Here is a 16,270-nt window from a genome sequence, read left to right as displayed (position 1 = left end):
CCGAGCAGGTCAGTCGGTGCTCTCGGTGTCGTCCGAGCCGTTCGAGCCCTCCGAGCCGTCGGTGCTCTCGAGGAGTCGGCTGGCGGTGACGAGCGTGAAGCCCCGCTGGCGGAGGCCGGTCACGATGGCGGTGACCGTGGCGGCGCTGGTGGTCGTGGTGTCGGGGAGCACGATGATCCCGCCGGCCTCGGCGTCGGCGACCACCTGCGCGGCGAGGGCTGCGGGCTCGAGGTCAGCGAGCGTGTCGGGGTCGACGGTCGGCAGCACCTCGGTGAGCCCCGCTGCGTCGGCACGGGTGCGGACCCGGTCGTCGGTCGCGCCGTACGGCGGCCGGAACAACGTGGGCGTCTGGTCCACGGCGTCCTCGACCACGGCGACGGTGCGGGCCAGCTCGCGGTCGACCTCGGGCAGCGGGAGGCGGGTGAGGTTGCGGTGGTCCCACGTGTGGACGCCCAGCTCGTGGCCGGCGGCGGCGATGGCGGAGGTGACGCCGGGGTACGTCGCGACCTGCTGCCCCAGCACGAAGAACGTGGCCGGCGCGTCGAGCGTGCCGAGCGCGTCGAGGAGCGCGGGCGTGCCCACGCCGGGCCCGTCGTCGAAGGTGAGCGCGACGCACTGCTGGACGGCGCAGTCGACGTCACCGGTGTCGACCGGGGGAGTGGAGGTGGCGGGCTCGCTGCTCGCCCCGTCCGTCCCGCCGGTCTCCTCGGGCTCGGGCTCGACGGCCCCCGGGGGCAGCGCGGGATCCACCAGCGACGCCTGGGCGACCTCGCCGAGGTCGGAGAGCAGGTCGTCGGTCTGGTCGAGCGTGAGCACGACGCTGACCCGGCCGGTGTGGGCGGGGGAGATCTGGCCCTCGTCGAAGCCGACGAACAGCTCCCCGTTCTCGGTGAACCCGAGCACGGGCACGCCGGTGGCGAGGGCTGCCGCGAGCAGGTCGGCGTCGACCGCCGGCTGTCCCTCGAGGGCCTCGGTGACGTCGTCGGCGAGCGCCGCGGGGTCGTCCACGAGTGCGTCGTTGGGGACGACGGTGCCGGTCGCCGCGTCGTACCAGGTCGTCTGCCACGTCTCCGCCGAGCGGCCCTCGGCGAGGCGGAAGGTGTCGGTGAGCACGCCGACCACGTCGCCGGAGGACCCGACGAAGCTCCAGGTGGCGTTGAGCTCGGAACCGTCGGGGTCCGTGGCGACGACGGGGCGGAACGCGGTCACCTCGTCGGCCCCGAGGCGGTCGAGCTCGGCGTCCAGGGCGGCGATGCCGAGCCGCGGCCAGGTCACGTGCACCTCGCCCTGCTGCTCGGTGACGGTGACCGTCGAGGCGGCGGGCACGTCCTCGAGCACCGAGGGGTCGACCACGGCCGGGTAGCCGTCGACCGTGACGGCGGTCGCGTCGACGGGCGGCTGCGAGGGGGCGAGCTCGTGGGGCCGGTCGGGCTCGGTCGCCACGTCGTCGGAGCAGCCGGTCACGAGCGCGCCCACGGCGAGCAGCGCGACGAGGGCGCGACGGGACATGGTCCTCCGATCCGGCGGGGTGGGACTGCAAGCATCATGCCAGCCCGGTGCGCGGCGTGCCGGACGGCACGTGGGCACCCGAGCGTCCGGCGGTGGTCGAGCGACTATCGTGGCCCCGGAACGTACGACACCCGAGGCCCGAGGAGGGACCTGCGCCATGCCCTTCCTCCTGCGGGTCGAGCTGCCCGACGTGCCGGGATCGCTGGGCCGGGTGGCCTCCGCGATCGGTGAGGCCGGCGCCGACATCGAGGCGATCGAGATCGTCGAGCACCGCCCCGACGGCACCGCGGTCGACGACGTGCTCCTCGAGATGGCCCCCGGCGCGATGCCCGACTCCATCGTCTCGGCCTGCAACCGTCTCGACGGGGTGCGGGTGGTGTGGATCAGCCGGTACGCCGCGGGCGGCAACCTCTTCCTCGACCTCGAGGCCGTCGAGGAGCTGACGGCCCACCCCGCCGAGGCCCTGGACCGTCTCGTCGACCTCCTGCCGGTGACGTTCCGGGCAGACTGGGCGGCGCGGGTACGCCGCGTGGACGCCCCCGGCGGGCACGACAGCACCAAGATCCTCCACGCCACCGGCGCGGCACCGGGCACGGTCGGCTGGTTCGCCGTCGATCGCGTGAGCCGCGTCGAGCAGCCGGACGACGACGTGAACGTGCTGTGCGCCGTCCCGCTCGCCCCGACCGGCGGCGGCCGTGCGGAGCAGGTGGTGGTCGGTCGTCGCGGTGGCCCCGAGTTCCTCGAGTCCGAGCTGGCCCGCATGGGCCACCTCGTCGCGCTCGCGGTCTCGATCGCGCGCCCGAGCTGAGCCCGGCCGAGCCCGAGCCGGCCCGAGCTGGCCCGAGCCGGCCCGAGCCGGCCCGAGCCCTGCTGCGAACGCCCCTCCCGTCATGTAACGCGGTGTCCGTGCTACTCATGCGGTGGTAGAGCACGTGCGGAGTAGCCCGGACACCGCGTTACACGGGGCGGGCGGACTGTCCGGGCGGCACAGCCCGACCGTCCACGTGTGACGGCCCCCACCGTGACCTGGCGCACGGGCGTGCAGAATGTCGGCCATGCGCATCGTGGTGCTGACGGGGGCGGGCATCTCCGCCGAGTCGGGCGTGCCGACGTTCCGTGACTCGGACGGCCTCTGGGAGGGCCACCGCGTCGAGGACGTGGCGACGCCCGAGGCCTACGAGATGCAGCCCGGGGTGGTGCAGGCGTTCTACGACGCCCGGCGCGCTGCGCTCGACCTGGTGGAGCCGAACCCGGCCCACGCGGCCCTGGCCCGGCTCGAGGAGCACCTCGGCGACGACTTCCTCCTCGTCACCCAGAACATCGACGACCTCCACGAGCGGGCGGGCTCGCAGCGCCTCATCCACATGCACGGCGAGCTGAAGAAGGCGCTGTGCCGGTCCTGCGGCCGGCGGAGCGAGTGGCTCGGGGAGCTGTCCGACCTGCCGCCGTGCCCGGCGTGCGGCACCTGCGAGCTGCGGCCCGACGTCGTCTGGTTCGGCGAGATCCCCTACCGGATGCCGGAGATCGAGGACGCCCTCGCGGAGGCCGACCTGTTCGTCTCGATCGGCACGTCGGGGGCGGTCTACCCGGCGGCCGGCTTCGTGCAGGTGGCGCGGGCCTACGGGGCGCACACCCTCGAGCTCAACCTGGTGCCCTCGGAGGGCCGCTCGATGTTCCACGAGGCCAGGCACGGCAGGGCCGGCCAGATCGTGCCGGAGTGGGTCGAGGAGCAGGTCCTGCGATGACCCGTCGCCGGCTCGCGGCGCTCGCCGCCGTCCCGCTCCTGGCGCTCCCGGCCCTCGCGGCCTGCAGCGGTGCCGACGACGGCGACGCGCCGGCGCCCTCCGGCTCGGGCACCCCGCCGGAGCCCGGTGCCGGGGCGGACGACGGCCCCGCGGCCGCCGAGCGCTTCGCGGGTCTGCCGACCTCGTCGATCGAGGCCGCGGTGCTCCAGGACATGTCGGAGGTGTCCACCGTGCGGGCGCGGGTGCGCGCGACGCACCTCGGCCTCTCCGTCGACGCCCAGGTGGCCGTGGGTGAGGCGGGCGCCTGCCTCGCGACGCTCACCGCCGGGTCCGGCACGGCCGAGGTGCTCCGCCCCACGGGCATGGTCTCCGGCATCGGCGACAGCGCGGACGTCTACGGCGCGTTCGACGCCGCCTTCCTCGAGGAGGTCGGGTTCACGGCCGACCAGGCCGACGGCATCGCGGCGGCCGTCGCCGACCGCTGGGTGCTCCTCGACCCCACCTCGGGCATCGCCGACGTCGCCCTCGTGTGCCAGGCCGTCGACGACGCCCGCGACGGCCGGCTGCTCGGCGGCGAGGACGCGACCACCGAGGTCACCGGTCTCGAGCAGGTCGACGACCGCCCCGTGCTCGGCCTCGAGCGCACCGGCGAGGCCGGCACCGTCTCGCTCCTCGTCGCCGCCACCGGCGAGCACCGCTTCGTGCAGGTCGTCACGCCGGCCGGCGGCTCGCCGGCGACCGTCGACGAGCTGGCGTACGACGAGGAGGTCGTCGTCCCGGACCCGGCCGCCCGCGGGGTGGTGCCGGCGGCCGAGGTCGGTCTGGGCTGAGGCCCACCGCGCCGACGTGCGCCCCGACCGGGCGGCCGGCCTGCTGACCGCTCTCAGGGGCGACCGGTAGCGTTCGCCGACGGCGCGCCGCGGTGGTGCGCCGCACGAACGACGTCGATCGGAGCGAGACGGTGGCCGACGAGCCCGACCAGGAGCGCGACGAGCAGCCCGCTGACGAGGTGGCCGCGGAGCAGTCGAAGGACACCCCCGACGGCAGCCCGGACGGCACCCCGGACCGCACCCCGGCCGAGGAGCCGACGCTGCTGGTGAAGCGCGGCGTGGAGAAGCCCCGCCGCTTCTCGCGTCCGGCGGTGGTCGGCGGCGGGGTCGCCCTCGCGCTGGTCGCGGTCGTCGGAGGGCTCGCGGTGCTCTCGGAGTCCCGGCAGGACGACGACGCCAGCGCCGCGGGCGCGGAGCGCAACGACATCGAGGACGACCCCATCGGCGAGATCGGCGAGCGGATCGACGCCGCCATGCGGGACCTCACCTCGGTGCGCGTCGTCCTCCAGCCCACCGACGCCCAGCTTCCCCCGTTCGACCTCCGGCTCGACGTCGAGGGCGACTGCTCGGGCTCGGTGGGGACGGACGGGGCGTTCGGCGAGGTGCTCGCCGTGGACGACCAGTTCTTCTTCCGGCCCGGTCCGGAGTACTGGGCGGCGTACGCCGGCGCCCCCGCCGAGGGCGAGGGCCAGGGCGAGGGAGAGGGCCAGGCCGCCCAGATCGCCGCGCTCCAGGAGGCCGTCGGCGACCGGTGGATCGACGGCACGGAGTCGGCGGACGCCACCTCGCTCGGCGTCCTCTGCCGCCAGGGGCTCGAGGCGCTGCTCGGCGACACCTACGACGCCGACGCCTTCGAGGAGGACGGCTGGCTCGTCAGCGACGAGGTCGAGGTCGACGGCCGCCCGGCGGTCACGCTCACCAACGGCGCCGGCAACGCGACGTTGCGGGTGGCGACGACGGGCGAGCCCTACATCCTCGAGGCCGAGGTGGCGCAGGGGTCGTCGGGTGCGACGTACACGTTCTCGGAGCAGAACGAGCCGCTCGACCTGAGCGCTCCCGCCGCGGACGAGATCGCGACGAACGAGGAGCTGCAGGCCGCCGTCGGCGGGTGAGCGGTGCGGCGCTCCACCCGGGCTCAGGTCGAGGGAAAGAGCATCGGCAGGATGAAGAGCATCCCCACCGACCACGTCACGTGGGTGATGCACCCGGCGAGCACGCCGCCGGTGGCGCGTCGCTGCAGCCCGGTCACGACGCCCAGCAGGGCCGCCGCGAAGGCCAGCATGATGTTGCCGGTGGCGGCGGTCGCGACGACGTACACCGCTGCGGTGACGAGCACGGGGTGGCGGTGGACCGCGTCGTAGAGCGCGCCGCGGAAGAACAGCTCCTCGCAGATGCCCGCGACGGCGGTGACGACGACGAGGCCCGGGGCGACGCCGTCCCCGGTGAAGGCCACGACGTGGCGCACGGCCTGGTCCAGCGGTTCGAGGAACGGGACCTCGCGCACGACCAGTCCGCCGGCGACGAACAGGGCGATGAGCCCGAGCCCGATCGAGAACGGCACGAGCAGGGGGCGGCGGCCCGGCGCGCGTCCGGTGCGGCCGAGGTGCACGGGGCCGGCGAGGAACGCGCCGGCGGCCCACACCGCCGCGAGCGCCACGGTGCAGGTGTAGAAGCCGACGGAGCCGGGGTCGAACCGCAGCATGAGGGCGAGGACGACCGCCCCCGCCGCCACGGTTCCGATCGTGACGACGCGCTGCCGGGTGTCGACGCCCCGGGGCGGGGGCGCCGGAGGTGCGGGACTCAGTGCTCGGCCCCTGCCTTCCCCTCCGCCTCCTCGGCCTCTTTCTCGGCCAGGGCGCGGCGGACGGCCTCCGCGTAGGTCAGCGGCTCGCCCGGCACGATGTCGCGGATCGAGTGGTCGGTGACGACGACCTCGACGCCCATCGAGTCGACGAGGTTGCGTCCGGTGGTGGCGTCGACGGTCGTGACGAGGGCCAGCCACCGCGACGACAGCCGGGGCGAGAGCACCGGGACGGGCACGATCGGGGGCGCGTGGCCCTTGATGATCTTGGCGGCCTCGCGCAGCATCCCGAGGTAGTCGAGCCGGTCGGGCCCACCGATCTCGAAGGCGCGGTCGAGGGCCTCCTCGCGGTCGGCGACGCCGGCGAGGTAGCGCACCACGTCGTCCACCGCGATCGGCTGCGTGCGGGTCTTGACCCAGCGCGGCGCCACCATCGCGGGGAGCTTGTCGACGAGCTGGCGGGTGATCTCCCAGGAGATGCCGCCGTGGCCGACCACGATCGCGGCCCGCAGGGTGGTGACGGGCACGCCGCTCTCGGCGAGCAGGTGCTCGACCTCGCGGCGCGAGCGCAGGTGGGGCGAGAGCTCCTCGTCGTCGGAGCCGAGGCCGCCCAGGTAGACGATCTGGCGGACACCGAGGGCCGCCGCGGCCTGCCCGAACGCGCGGGCGGCTGCCGCGTCCTTCTCCTCGAAGTCGTCGTCGTCGAGGGAGTGCACGAGGTAGTAGGCCACGTCGACGCCCGTCAGGGGCTCCGCCAGCGAACCGGGGTCCGCGACGTCGCCGAACACGGGGGTGCCCTTGCCGTCGTACTTCTCCGGGTGCCGGGTCATCGCCCGGACGTCGTGGCCCTCCGCGACGAGCGCAGGCACGAGCCGGTGCCCGATGAAGCCGGACGCACCGGTCACGAGCACGGTCAGGGTTCGGCGCTGGGCGCCGGTGGAATCGCTGGTCGCAGCCACCTGTTCACTATGCACGCCGGGTGGTGAGGCCCCTGGCCGGCGCGGGCGAGCAGGCGCGGGCTCAGGCGTGCCAGGCCGCCGACAACCGCGCGTAGTGCCCGCCCGACGCGACCAGCTCGGCCGGCGTGCCGACCTCCACGACGCGCCCGGCGTCCATGACGACCACCCGGTCCGCCGCCTCCGCCTGGGTGAGGCGGTGGGCGATGGTGAGGGCGGTACGCCGCTCGACCACCCGCGCCGCCGCCCGCTCCAGGTCGCGGGCTCCCGAGGAGCCGGCCTCGGCGGTGGCCTCGTCGAGCACCACGACCGGGGGGTCGGCGAGCTCGACGCGGGCGAGCGCGAGGTGCTGCGCCTGCGCGGGCGTGAGCGCCGTGGCGCCCTCGCCCACGACGACGTCGAGTCCGCCCAGCGCGCGCACCCAGCCGGCGGAGCCGAGGTGCTCGAGCACCTCCCACAGGCGCTCGTCGGACGCGTCGGGGTCCGCCAGCGTGAGGTTGTCGCGCACGGTGCCCGCGAAGACGTGCACCTCCTGCGTCACGATGACGACGGGGGGCCGCGCCGCGACGCCGTGGACGGCGACCGGCACGTCGCCGAGGCGCACGCGGCCCGTGGTGGGCGCGATGCGGCCGGCGACGATCTGACCGAGCGTCGACTTGCCTGCGCCGCTGGCGCCCACCACCGCGACCCGCTCGCCGGGCTCGAGCACCAGGCTGACGTCGGCGAGGACGGGCCGCCCCGCGTCGTACGCGTGCCCGACGGAGTCGATGACCAGCGGCGCCGGGGCGGCCAGCGGTGCCACCGGTGCGGCGGCGTCGGTGCGCAGCTGCGCGACGCCGGTGACGCGCGTCATCGACGCGCCCGCCGACTGCACCTCGTCGAAGATCATGAGCACCGCCCCGATGGGGTTGAAGAGGCGGTGGAAGAACAGCGCGGCGGTCGTGACGGCGCCGACGGTGACCGCGGGGCCGAGGTCGCCGCGCACGAGGAAGAAGCCGGTGCCGAGCACGAGGAGGAGCCCGATCAGCTCGGCGCGGTTGGTGCGCTGGCCGAACCGGGTGAGCAGGTTCCACACGCTGAGCCCGATGGCGGCGGAGCGCCACGAGGCGTGGCCGACGCGCTCGGAGTGTGCCGGGGCCAGACCCTGCGCACGGAGCGTCGCGCTGCCGTGCACGGCGGTGAGGAGGGCCTCGGCGCGGGCGCCCATCGCCGCCCGCTCGGCGCGGTAGTAGGGGCCGGAGCGCGGCAGGTACCAGCGCAGCCCCAGCGCGTAGAACGGCAGCGTCGCCAGGCCCGCCACGCCCAGGCGCCAGTCGAGCGCGAAGAACCCGACTCCCGTGAAGGCGATCGCGACCACCGAGCGGACCAGCAGGGGGACCACCTTGGTCAGGGAGTCGGCCAGCACCCGCACGTCGTCGCCGGCGCGGGAGAGGAGGTCGCCCTCGCCGGCCTTCTCGACGACCTCGTGGTCGAGGCCGAGGGCGACCTCGACGACCTCCTCGCGCAGCCGCGCGAGGGCGGGCTCGCCGGCCCGGGCGAGGAAGGTCACGCTGGCCCAGGCGGCGACGAGCTCGACGAGCGCGGCGACGGCGATCGCGCCGGCCCCCCACCAGACGAGCCCCGTCGCGCTCCCCGAGCCGTCGGCGACGGCGTCGACGATCCGTCCGAACACGATCGGGGCCACGAGGCCGGCGAGACCGGACAGCGCGAACATGACGCCGGCGACCGCGAGCGGCGCCCGGTGCCCGTCGAAGGCCGCCCACGCCTTGCGCGCGGCCTCCCGCGGCGTGGCGACGGGCAGCAGCGTGCGCCCGGCCTCGGCGTCCGCGTCGCGCGCGATCTCCACCGTCTCGCCCCCGGTCTCCCGCGTCATCGGAGCACCGCCTCGCGGTACGCCGCGTGCTCGAGCAGCGCGGCGTGGGTGCCCGTGCGGGCGACGCGCCCGGCCACGACGTGGACGACCTCGTCGGCCACCGCGAGCAGGGCGGGGCTGGAGGTGAGCACCAGGGTGGCCCGCCCCTGCCGGAGGGCGCGCAGGCCGCCGGCGATGCGCTGCTCGGTGACGGCGTCGACCGCGGTGGTGGGCTCGTCGAGCACGAGCACCGGTGGGTCCGCGGCCAGCGCACGGGCCAGGGCGACCCGTTGCTGCTGCCCGCCCGACAGCGTCGACCCGTGGGCCGCGACGTGCGCGTCGAGACCCTCGGGGGAGAGGGCGACGACGTCGTCCGCGGCCGACGCGCCGAGCACCTCGTCGCGCCGCGCGCGGGGCAGCGTTCCCGCGGGGTCCACGTTCGAGGCCAGCGTGCCCTCGAAGAGGTCCACCCGATGGGCGGCGACGAGCAGCGTGCGGTGGCGCTCGGCGAGCGCCAGCTCGGCGAGGTCCACGTCCCCGAGGCCCACCCGGCCGGCCGCCGGCACGTCCTCCGCCCGGAGCAGGGCCAGCAGGGTGCCGGCGGCCGCCGGGTCGTCGACGACGAGGGCGACGAGGCACCCGGGGCGTACGACGAGGTCGAGCCCCTGCAGCGGTCCGGCCACCACGTCGCGGACGACGAGGGGCGCGTCGGACGGTGCCGGCCGGTCGCCGTGGCGCTCGAGGGGCGGCGTGGCGAGGAACGACGCGATCCGCCCCGCGCTGCCGCGTGACGCCGCGAGGGTGGAGACGAGCTCGGCGCACATCAGGAGGGGCTCCGCGAGGAACTGGGTGAGGCCGACGACGGCGATGAGCTCGCCGACGGTGAGGTCGCCGTTGACCGCGCGCAGGCCGGCGAGCAGCGCGACGACGGCGAGGAAGAGCATCGAGGCGCCGGCGGTGACGCCGAGCATGAGGCCCTCGGCGCGGGCGCTGGCCACGCCGGCGCCGGCTGCCTCGCGGCTCGCCGCCCGGTAGCGGCGCAGCGCCGTGCCCTGGGCGCCCACGCCCTGCAGGGGACGCAGGCCCGACACCAGGTCCGCCGCCAGGCCCGACGCGCGGGCGATCCGCTCCTGGGTGGCGGCGGTGCGGCGGCTCAGCAGCGGGGCCACGGCCTGCGAGCCCAGCAGGACCAGCGGCGTGCCGACCGCGACGACGACGCCCAGCAGCGGGTCCGTCCAGAACAGCACACCGACGGCGACGGTGAGGCCGGCGATGCCCGCGCACGCCTGGGCGACCTGGTGGACGACGAGGGTGCTGACCTCGGCGTCGGAGGTGGCGAGCGAGAGCACCTCGCCGGGCATGGCGCCGGTGCGCGCGCCGGCGGGCGACAGCACGTGGTCGGTGATCTCGGTGCGCATGCGGTGGTTCTCGACCTGCATCGCGTAGCCGGAGACCCGCGCGCCGTACCGGTAGCTGTAGCTGAGCACCGCGAACAGCGCCGCCAGGCCGAGCGCCGACCAGCCGAGCGCGACCAGGTCGCCGGTCGCCACCGCGCGGTCGATGATGATGCCGATCGCGACCGGGACGGTCGCCTCGCAGACCTGCCAGGTCGCGATGAGGGCGAACGCCGCGGTGAGCCGACCGCGGTGGCGCCGGAGGGTGCGGCGCAGGAGCTGCCCGCCCGTCGCCGGGCGCGCGTCGTCGACGGCGGGGGGCGCGACCTCCGGGTCCGGGACGAGGCGGGAGGCGATCCGGGTGCGCATGTTAGGGGACCCTAATCTGCGCGGGGGTGCTGCGGCGAACCGGGATCACGCCCCGGTCCGCCGCAGCCGCCGGTCAGGCCGCCGCAGCCCGGTCGGCTGCAGCGATCTCCAGCAGGTCGGCACCGAGCCAGGTGACGGGGCGCTGCTCGGCGAGGGCGACCGCGAGCGGCGTGCGCCGCTCGCGCTCGACCCGGCAGAGGCTGACGGCGACGGCACCGTCGAACACCTCGAGCAGGCGCTGGACCAGGGGCAGCTCCCCGTCGGAGCGGAGGTTGACGAGCATCTGCTCCGCGCCGGCGGCGTCGAGGGTGAGGCGGAGGTCGAGGGACGGGCCCGCGACGTACCGGGCCCGCCGTCTCGCCTGCGCCGGCGACGTGCGCCGGGCCGCCATCAGCTCGCCGGGTCCACGGCGATCGGCTCGAGGTGCGCCTCGTGGTGGTCCCGGTTCGCCGGGACCGCGAGGACGTCCTGCGTCCGCACCTCCAGCGCTGCGTCCTCGAGCAGGCCGGACGCGGCCATGACGGCCTCGAGCGCGGCGACCCAGTGCGCGTAGTAGGACCACGGGCCGCGCGTCGCGGGATCGGCGCCCTCCCACGCCTCGATGGACGCGACGAGGGCTCCCTGGAACTCCGCCCAGTCGAACCCGAGCCGCTCGTGGGCCGCGACGGCCATGGCGAAGGACCGGATCTCCCACGGGTGCTCGAAGCCGTCCTGGCCGGCGGTCGCCCCGGTGGGCCCGCCGGGGAGGCCGCAGACCAGCTGCTCGACGGCCGCGCGGGCGCGGCTGAGCTCGGCGGGGTCGGTGTACGGCGGCGGCAGCGTCGTGGCGGTGGCCATCACGCCGCCTCCGCGACCGGCCCGACGCCGATCATCGACTCGCGGGTGACGAGCGCGAGCAGCTGCTCCTCGGTCCACCCCTCGGTCCCGGCCGGGCGCTGGGGGAGCACCCAGTAGCGCATCTCGCTGCTCGAGTCCCAGACGCGCACCTCGACGGACTCCGGGACCTCGAAGGAGAACGCTTCGCGGAGCACCTTGCGGGGCTCGCGGGTGATGGCGGCCCGGTACTGGGGGTCCTTGTACCAGTTGGGCGGCAGCCCGAGCACCGGCCACGGGTAGCAGGAGCAGAGGGTGCAGACGATGACGTTGTGGACCGTGTCGGTGTTCTCGAGCGCCACGAGGTCCTCGCCCTGCAGGCCGCCGATGCCCAGCTCCTGGCAGGCCTCGGTGGTGTCGGCGAGGAGCCGCTCGCGGAAGGCGGGGTCGGTCCACGCCTTGACGACGGCCTTCGCGCCGAGCTGCGGACCGACCTCGTGCTCGTAGATCTCGACCATGCGGTCGATCGCCTGGGTCGTCATGACGCCCTGCTCGATCAGCATCGACTCCAGCGCCTTGACGCGGGCGGCGATCTCTTCCTGGGTGCGGATCTTGTCGCTCATGCGGAGGCTCCTTCGGGGGTGGCGGGGGCCGCGGCGGCGCTGCCGGCGGCGGGGGTCACGAGCTCGAGGTAGGGGTCCCAGACGTCGAAGTAGACGGCGCCGTTCGGCTCGGCGTGCTCCTCGCCCCACAGCTCGGCGTTGCTGAAGCGCACGGTGTAGACGTGCTCCGGGTCCTCGCCGAGGCCGTTGCCGGCGGAGTCCGGGTAGATCATCGGGCCGTGGTGGAGCACGATCTCGCCCACCGCTCCCCGGACGTAGCGGGCCCGCCGGGTGTGGCCCTTCGGCGAGGAACGGTCGATCCGCACGACGTCGCCCACGGCGAAGCGCGCGACCTTGTCGGACGGTCGGCCGGCGGGGGCGCCCGCGGGCACGACGGCCTCGACGAACGCGAGCAGCTCGGGGTCGTCCTCGTGCGCGGGCAGCGGCGCGTCGGGGTTCGCCAGGTAGTGCTCGGTGCGCCGGTCGAGCTCGGCCAGGTCGAGCTTGCCGAGCTTCGCGCCGAAGTGCTCGACGGTGTGCACCCAGTGCTCGTAGTAGGGCGACCTCAGGTAGACCGCCGGGTCGATCTGCTCGATGCCGTGGCGGAACTGGTCGACTCCGAAGAAGCCGGCGCGGAAGCACATGGCGAACATCGGGAAGACCGCCTTCTCCCACTCGGCGCGGAAGATGGGCTCGTCGTCGGGCACGACGACCGGACCGACGCCGTCGGTGCCGGCGAGGTCGAAGACTCCGTTCATCGGAGGGACTCCTTGTGGTAGGCGGGCGGGGTGAGGGTGCCGAGGACCTGCTCGAAGGCGTGGGCGGCGCGCAGCACGCCGGCGTCGTCGAAGCGGCGGCCGACGACCATGAGGCCGACGGGCAGCCCGTTGCTGAGCCCGGCGGGGATGCTGCAGGCGGGGTGACCCGTCACGTCGAACGGTGCGGTGTTGGCGAGCATCTCCAGCGCGCGCCCGAGCACGTCCGCCACGGGGGCGTCCGGCGGCGGGATCTCGCTGGCGGTGATCGGCAGGGTGGGCAGCACGAGCACGTCGTACGTCGCGAGCCCGGCGTCGTACGCCGCGGTCAGCGCCGGCTCCAGGTTGCGGGCCTTGGCGTAGGACGCGCCGAAGGTCTGCTCGAGGCCGTGGCGGCCACCGAGGGCCACGAGCTTGACGGTCTCGGAGAAGGCGGACGGGTCCTCGCGCCAGCGGCGGCCGTAGAACTCCATGAGCTCCGGGTCGTAGAGGCCCTTCCAGTTGAGGCCGTAGGCGTTGCCGTCGACCATCTGCCAGGTGGCGCCCTCGACGGAGATGACGTCCCAGATGGCCGCGCCGTGCCGGTGCCAGGGGATCGAGACCTCGGCGGCGTCGTGGCCGGCGGCGGTCAGCGCCTGCACCGCGTCGCGGACGACCCGGTCGACCGCCGGGTCGCTGGTGGCGAGCCCGAAGCCCTCCGTCAGCACGCCGATGCGCAGGGGGCGCGTCGCCTCGAGGGCCGCGACGTAGTCGGCGCCCTCCAGGTCCGCCGGCTGGCGGGGGTCGTGGCCGTCCGCGCCGGCGAGGACCGAGAGCATCGCCGCGGCGTCCGCCACGGTCGGGGCCATGGGGCCGAGGTGGTCGATGGTCTGCTCGATGGGGAACGCGCCCGTGTAGGGCACCAGGCCGAAGGTCGGCTTGTGCCCGACGACGCCGCAGAAGGCGGCGGGGATGCGGACCGACCCGCCCTGGTCGCCGCCGAGGGCGAGGTCCACCCTGCCGGCTGCGAGCAGGGCGCCGTTGCCGCTCGAGGAGCCGCCGGCGGTGCGGCTCAGGTCCCACGGGTTGCGGATCGGCCCGGCCTTGTTGGTGTGGGAGGCCCCGGAGAAGCAGAGGTCCTCGCAGGCCGACTTGCCGACGACGGTGGCGCCCGCCGCGAGGAGGCGGGTGACGGCGGTGGCGTCGCGGGACGGCACGAACCCCCGCACGGTGGCGGAGCCGTTCATCATCGGCACCCCGGCGACGGACACGTTGTCCTTGATGGCGACGCGCTTGCCCGCCAGGGGGCCGTCGCCGGTGGGGGGCAGCTCCGTGGTGACGTACCAGGCGCCCAGCTCGTCGTCGACGGGCTCGGCCCACGCGCGCTGCGGGGCACGGGGGGCGGCGACCTCGTCGTACAGGGCGTCGACGACGTCCCAGGAGCCGAGCAGGCCCGTGGCTGCGGCGTGGTAGGTCGCGACGTCGCTGTCGGCGATGCCCAGGCCGGACGCGCCGGCGATGCGCTCGATGTCGCCCGGCGTCGGTGGGGTCAGGCTCACGTGTTCCTCCGATGTGTCAATCAGTGTTGACGGATGCAGGAGGAGCGAACGCCGGTCACCTCGATATGTCAATAGATGTTGACGGATTTTCAAGAAGGCGGTCGTTGACGCCGAGCACCTGCTAACGTGTGCCGACTGACTGACATGAGACCGAGAGGTGGAGCGGTGGTGCGCAACGCGGCGCAGACGGCGTTCGAGGCCCTGTCCGACCCCATTCGACGCCGGATCCTGCACCTCCTCGCGGAGAACGACGAGACCACCGCCGGCGCGCTGGCCGACGCGATCCAGGAAGTCGGCCGGACGGCGATCTCGAGCCACCTCCGCGTGCTGCGGAGCGCCGACCTCGTCGTCGAGCGGCGCGAGGGGCGCTACCGCTACTACGCCCTGCACCCCGACGGCCCGGTGCTGGACGCGCTCGGGTTCCTGCAGTCGATCCTCTCCCAGGGCGCCTCGCCCGCCGCACCGTCGAGCGACGACGACGTCGCCGACGCCCCCGAGCAGACCGCTCCCGACCAGGACGCCGCCGAGGCCTCCTGAGGGTCTGCACCCACCACGCCCCGCCCGGGGCCCTCACGAGGGGCACGCACCGCATGACCACGGTCGTCCTCGTCGCCGGTGAGCGACACACCCTCGCGGCGCGGGACCTCTACGCCTCCTTCGGTGCCCGGGGCGGCGCCACGGGCGGTCCCGGCGGATGGCTGCTCGACGTCGACTGCGACGCCGTGCGCCCCGGCGCTGCCGTCAGCGCCCGCATCCCGCTCGGGCAGGGCGGCCCCGTCGTCCTGCTGCTCGGGCGCATCAGCGCCTGCGTGCCCGGGCGCCGCATCACGGTGGTCCACGACCAGCCCTGGCGGGGACGGCTGCAGCTGCACTTCGTCGACGACACGAGCGACGGCGCACCGGGATCACGCCTGCGGGTGGTCGCCGAGCTGGACGAGGCCGGTCTCGCGTGGTGGATGGAGCAGCGGGGGTGGCGGGACGACCGGGCCCCCGCCGGGGACGTGCACCGGGTCGGGCTCCTGACGAGCAAGACGGGTCCGGCTGCCGTCTTCGCCGTGGCCTGCGAGTACCTGGCGCGCCTCGCCGTCGACCGCGTGAACGCCGAGGGCGGCCTCGGCGGTCGTCGCCTCGAGGTGGTCGTCCACGACGACGCCACCGACCCCGGCCGCGCCGCCGTGGAGGCGCGACGGATGGTGCAGGACGGGTGCCGCGCGGTCGTCGGCAGCGTCACCAGCGCCTCCTTCGAGGCGGTGCGGCGCGCCATCGGTGGCACCGGGATCCCGCTCATCCACGGCGTCCTCAACGAGGGCGGCGCGGGGGAGGACAACGTGTTTCGGTGGGGCGAGCGGCCGCTCGCGCAGATGCAGGCGGCCACCCGCCACCTGCGCCGCGCGGAGGTCGGCCGTCGGTGGCACCTCATCGGCAACGACTACTCCTGGTCGCACGGCGCGCACGCCGCCAGCCGACGGGCCATCGACGAGATCGGCGGCGAGGTGGTCGCGAGCATCCTGACGCCCCTGGGCACGACCGACTTCAGCGAGGCCATCGACCGGTTGCAGCGCAGCGACGCCCGGGTCGTCGTCTCCTCCTTGGTCGGTGCCGACGAGGTCGCCTTCGAGCGCCAGATGTGGCGCTCCGGGCTGCGCCAGCGGTGCAGCGTGGTGTCCCTCGTCATGGACGAGTCGACGCGCGAGCACATCGGCGACGAGGCGGCGGCGGGCATCTGGACCGCCATGGGCTACTTCGACGGCCTCGACACGGAGGCGAACGCCGCGCTCCACCGGGACTACCGCGAGCAGTACGGCGCGTGGGCGCCTCCGCTGTCCAGTCTCTCGGAGGGCGTCTACGAGGCGCTGCTGCTGTACGCCGACGCGGTGCGCCGCTCCGGGGCCGAGGGCGGCTCGGACGTGGTGCGGGCCCTGCACGCGGTGGGTGGGGACCTGCCCCGTGGGCACGTCGCCGCCGCGGGGCCCCGGGCCATGACCCAGCAGATCCACGTCGCCCGCTCCGTGCCGGGGGGCTTCCGGATCGCCGGGGCGTGAGCCGCGGCGTACGGGGGCGGGACGCACGCCGGGGCGGGCCCCGTCGTCGTGACGGGACCCGCCC

General features: G+C 75.2%; 16 protein-coding genes. 6 read left to right on the top strand and 10 right to left on the bottom strand.

All coding sequences use genetic code 11. From position 1 onward, the window contains the following. Positions 1-9 precede the first annotated feature (9 nt). A complete protein-coding gene (locus tag G3T38_RS06090; protein WP_163771203.1) occupies positions 10-1,509 on the bottom strand; it encodes a polysaccharide deacetylase family protein in 1,500 nt (499 codons plus the stop codon). A 157-nt stretch (positions 1,510-1,666) separates the two neighbouring features. On the opposite strand from G3T38_RS06090, the gene G3T38_RS06085 reads away from it, so the two are divergent. From G3T38_RS06085 to G3T38_RS06070, 4 genes are all read left to right on the top strand, one after another. Further along, on the top strand, positions 1,667-2,317 hold the full coding sequence (locus G3T38_RS06085) for an ACT domain-containing protein (protein WP_163771202.1): 651 nt from the start codon (positions 1,667-1,669) through the stop codon (positions 2,315-2,317). A gap of 247 nt (positions 2,318-2,564) precedes the next feature. Next, a complete protein-coding gene (locus tag G3T38_RS06080; RefSeq protein WP_206675797.1) occupies positions 2,565-3,254 on the top strand; it encodes an NAD-dependent deacylase in 690 nt (229 codons plus the stop codon). Continuing rightward, entirely contained in the window at positions 3,251-4,084 is an 834-nt protein-coding gene (locus G3T38_RS06075; RefSeq protein ID WP_163771200.1) for a hypothetical protein, read from the top strand. Before G3T38_RS06080 ends, G3T38_RS06075 begins: the two co-directional genes overlap by 4 nt. Before the next feature lie 131 nt (positions 4,085-4,215). Continuing rightward, positions 4,216-5,196, top strand: coding sequence for a hypothetical protein (locus tag G3T38_RS06070; RefSeq protein ID WP_163771199.1), 981 nt, complete (start codon positions 4,216-4,218; stop codon positions 5,194-5,196). A 23-nt stretch (positions 5,197-5,219) separates the two neighbouring features. Here the strand turns inward: G3T38_RS06070 and G3T38_RS06065 are convergent, their stop codons facing one another. From G3T38_RS06065 to G3T38_RS06025, 9 genes are all read right to left on the bottom strand, one after another. Continuing rightward, positions 5,220-5,816, bottom strand: coding sequence for a CPBP family glutamic-type intramembrane protease (locus G3T38_RS06065; RefSeq protein WP_338037492.1), 597 nt, complete (start codon positions 5,814-5,816; stop codon positions 5,220-5,222). 68 nt (positions 5,817-5,884) lie between these two features. Further along, positions 5,885-6,844, bottom strand: coding sequence for an NAD(P)H-binding protein (locus G3T38_RS06060; RefSeq protein WP_338037491.1), 960 nt, complete (start codon positions 6,842-6,844; stop codon positions 5,885-5,887). Positions 6,845-6,905: 61 nt separating this feature from the next. Continuing rightward, positions 6,906-8,714, bottom strand: coding sequence for an ABC transporter ATP-binding protein (locus G3T38_RS06055; protein WP_163771198.1), 1,809 nt, complete (start codon positions 8,712-8,714; stop codon positions 6,906-6,908). Then, positions 8,711-10,456, bottom strand: coding sequence for an ABC transporter transmembrane domain-containing protein (locus G3T38_RS06050; protein ID WP_163771197.1), 1,746 nt, complete (start codon positions 10,454-10,456; stop codon positions 8,711-8,713). The genes G3T38_RS06055 and G3T38_RS06050 overlap by 4 nt, the downstream gene beginning before the upstream one ends. Before the next feature lie 73 nt (positions 10,457-10,529). Next, complete coding sequence (locus G3T38_RS06045; protein ID WP_163771196.1) at positions 10,530-10,847, bottom strand: hypothetical protein; 318 nt, start codon at positions 10,845-10,847, stop codon at positions 10,530-10,532. Then, entirely contained in the window at positions 10,847-11,293 is a 447-nt protein-coding gene (locus G3T38_RS06040; RefSeq protein WP_163771195.1) for a nitrile hydratase accessory protein, read from the bottom strand. The genes G3T38_RS06045 and G3T38_RS06040 overlap by 1 nt, the downstream gene beginning before the upstream one ends. Then, positions 11,293-11,892: a nitrile hydratase subunit alpha gene (nthA, locus tag G3T38_RS06035; RefSeq protein WP_163771194.1), complete on the bottom strand. Its 600-nt coding sequence runs from the start codon at positions 11,890-11,892 to the stop codon at positions 11,293-11,295. The genes G3T38_RS06040 and nthA overlap by 1 nt, the downstream gene beginning before the upstream one ends. After that, a complete protein-coding gene (gene nthB / locus G3T38_RS06030) occupies positions 11,889-12,629 on the bottom strand; it encodes a nitrile hydratase subunit beta (protein ID WP_163771193.1) in 741 nt (246 codons plus the stop codon). The genes nthA and nthB overlap by 4 nt, the downstream gene beginning before the upstream one ends. Then, on the bottom strand, positions 12,626-14,164 hold the full coding sequence (locus tag G3T38_RS06025) for an amidase (protein ID WP_206675796.1): 1,539 nt from the start codon (positions 14,162-14,164) through the stop codon (positions 12,626-12,628). The genes nthB and G3T38_RS06025 overlap by 4 nt, the downstream gene beginning before the upstream one ends. 165 nt (positions 14,165-14,329) lie before the next feature. On the opposite strand from G3T38_RS06025, the gene G3T38_RS06020 reads away from it, so the two are divergent. Both G3T38_RS06020 and G3T38_RS06015 read left to right on the top strand, forming a co-directional pair. Continuing rightward, on the top strand, positions 14,330-14,701 hold the full coding sequence (locus tag G3T38_RS06020; protein ID WP_206675795.1) for a metalloregulator ArsR/SmtB family transcription factor: 372 nt from the start codon (positions 14,330-14,332) through the stop codon (positions 14,699-14,701). A 53-nt stretch (positions 14,702-14,754) separates the two neighbouring features. Then, entirely contained in the window at positions 14,755-16,206 is a 1,452-nt protein-coding gene (locus G3T38_RS06015; protein WP_163771191.1) for a substrate-binding protein, read from the top strand. Positions 16,207-16,270: the final 64 nt, after the last annotated feature.

The organism is Nocardioides zeae (assembly GCF_010686755.1).
Taxonomy (GTDB): domain Bacteria; phylum Actinomycetota; class Actinomycetes; order Propionibacteriales; family Nocardioidaceae; genus Nocardioides; species Nocardioides zeae.
The sequence above is the reverse complement of the archived record's forward strand: the minus strand, read 5'-3'. Positions and strand labels throughout refer to the sequence as shown.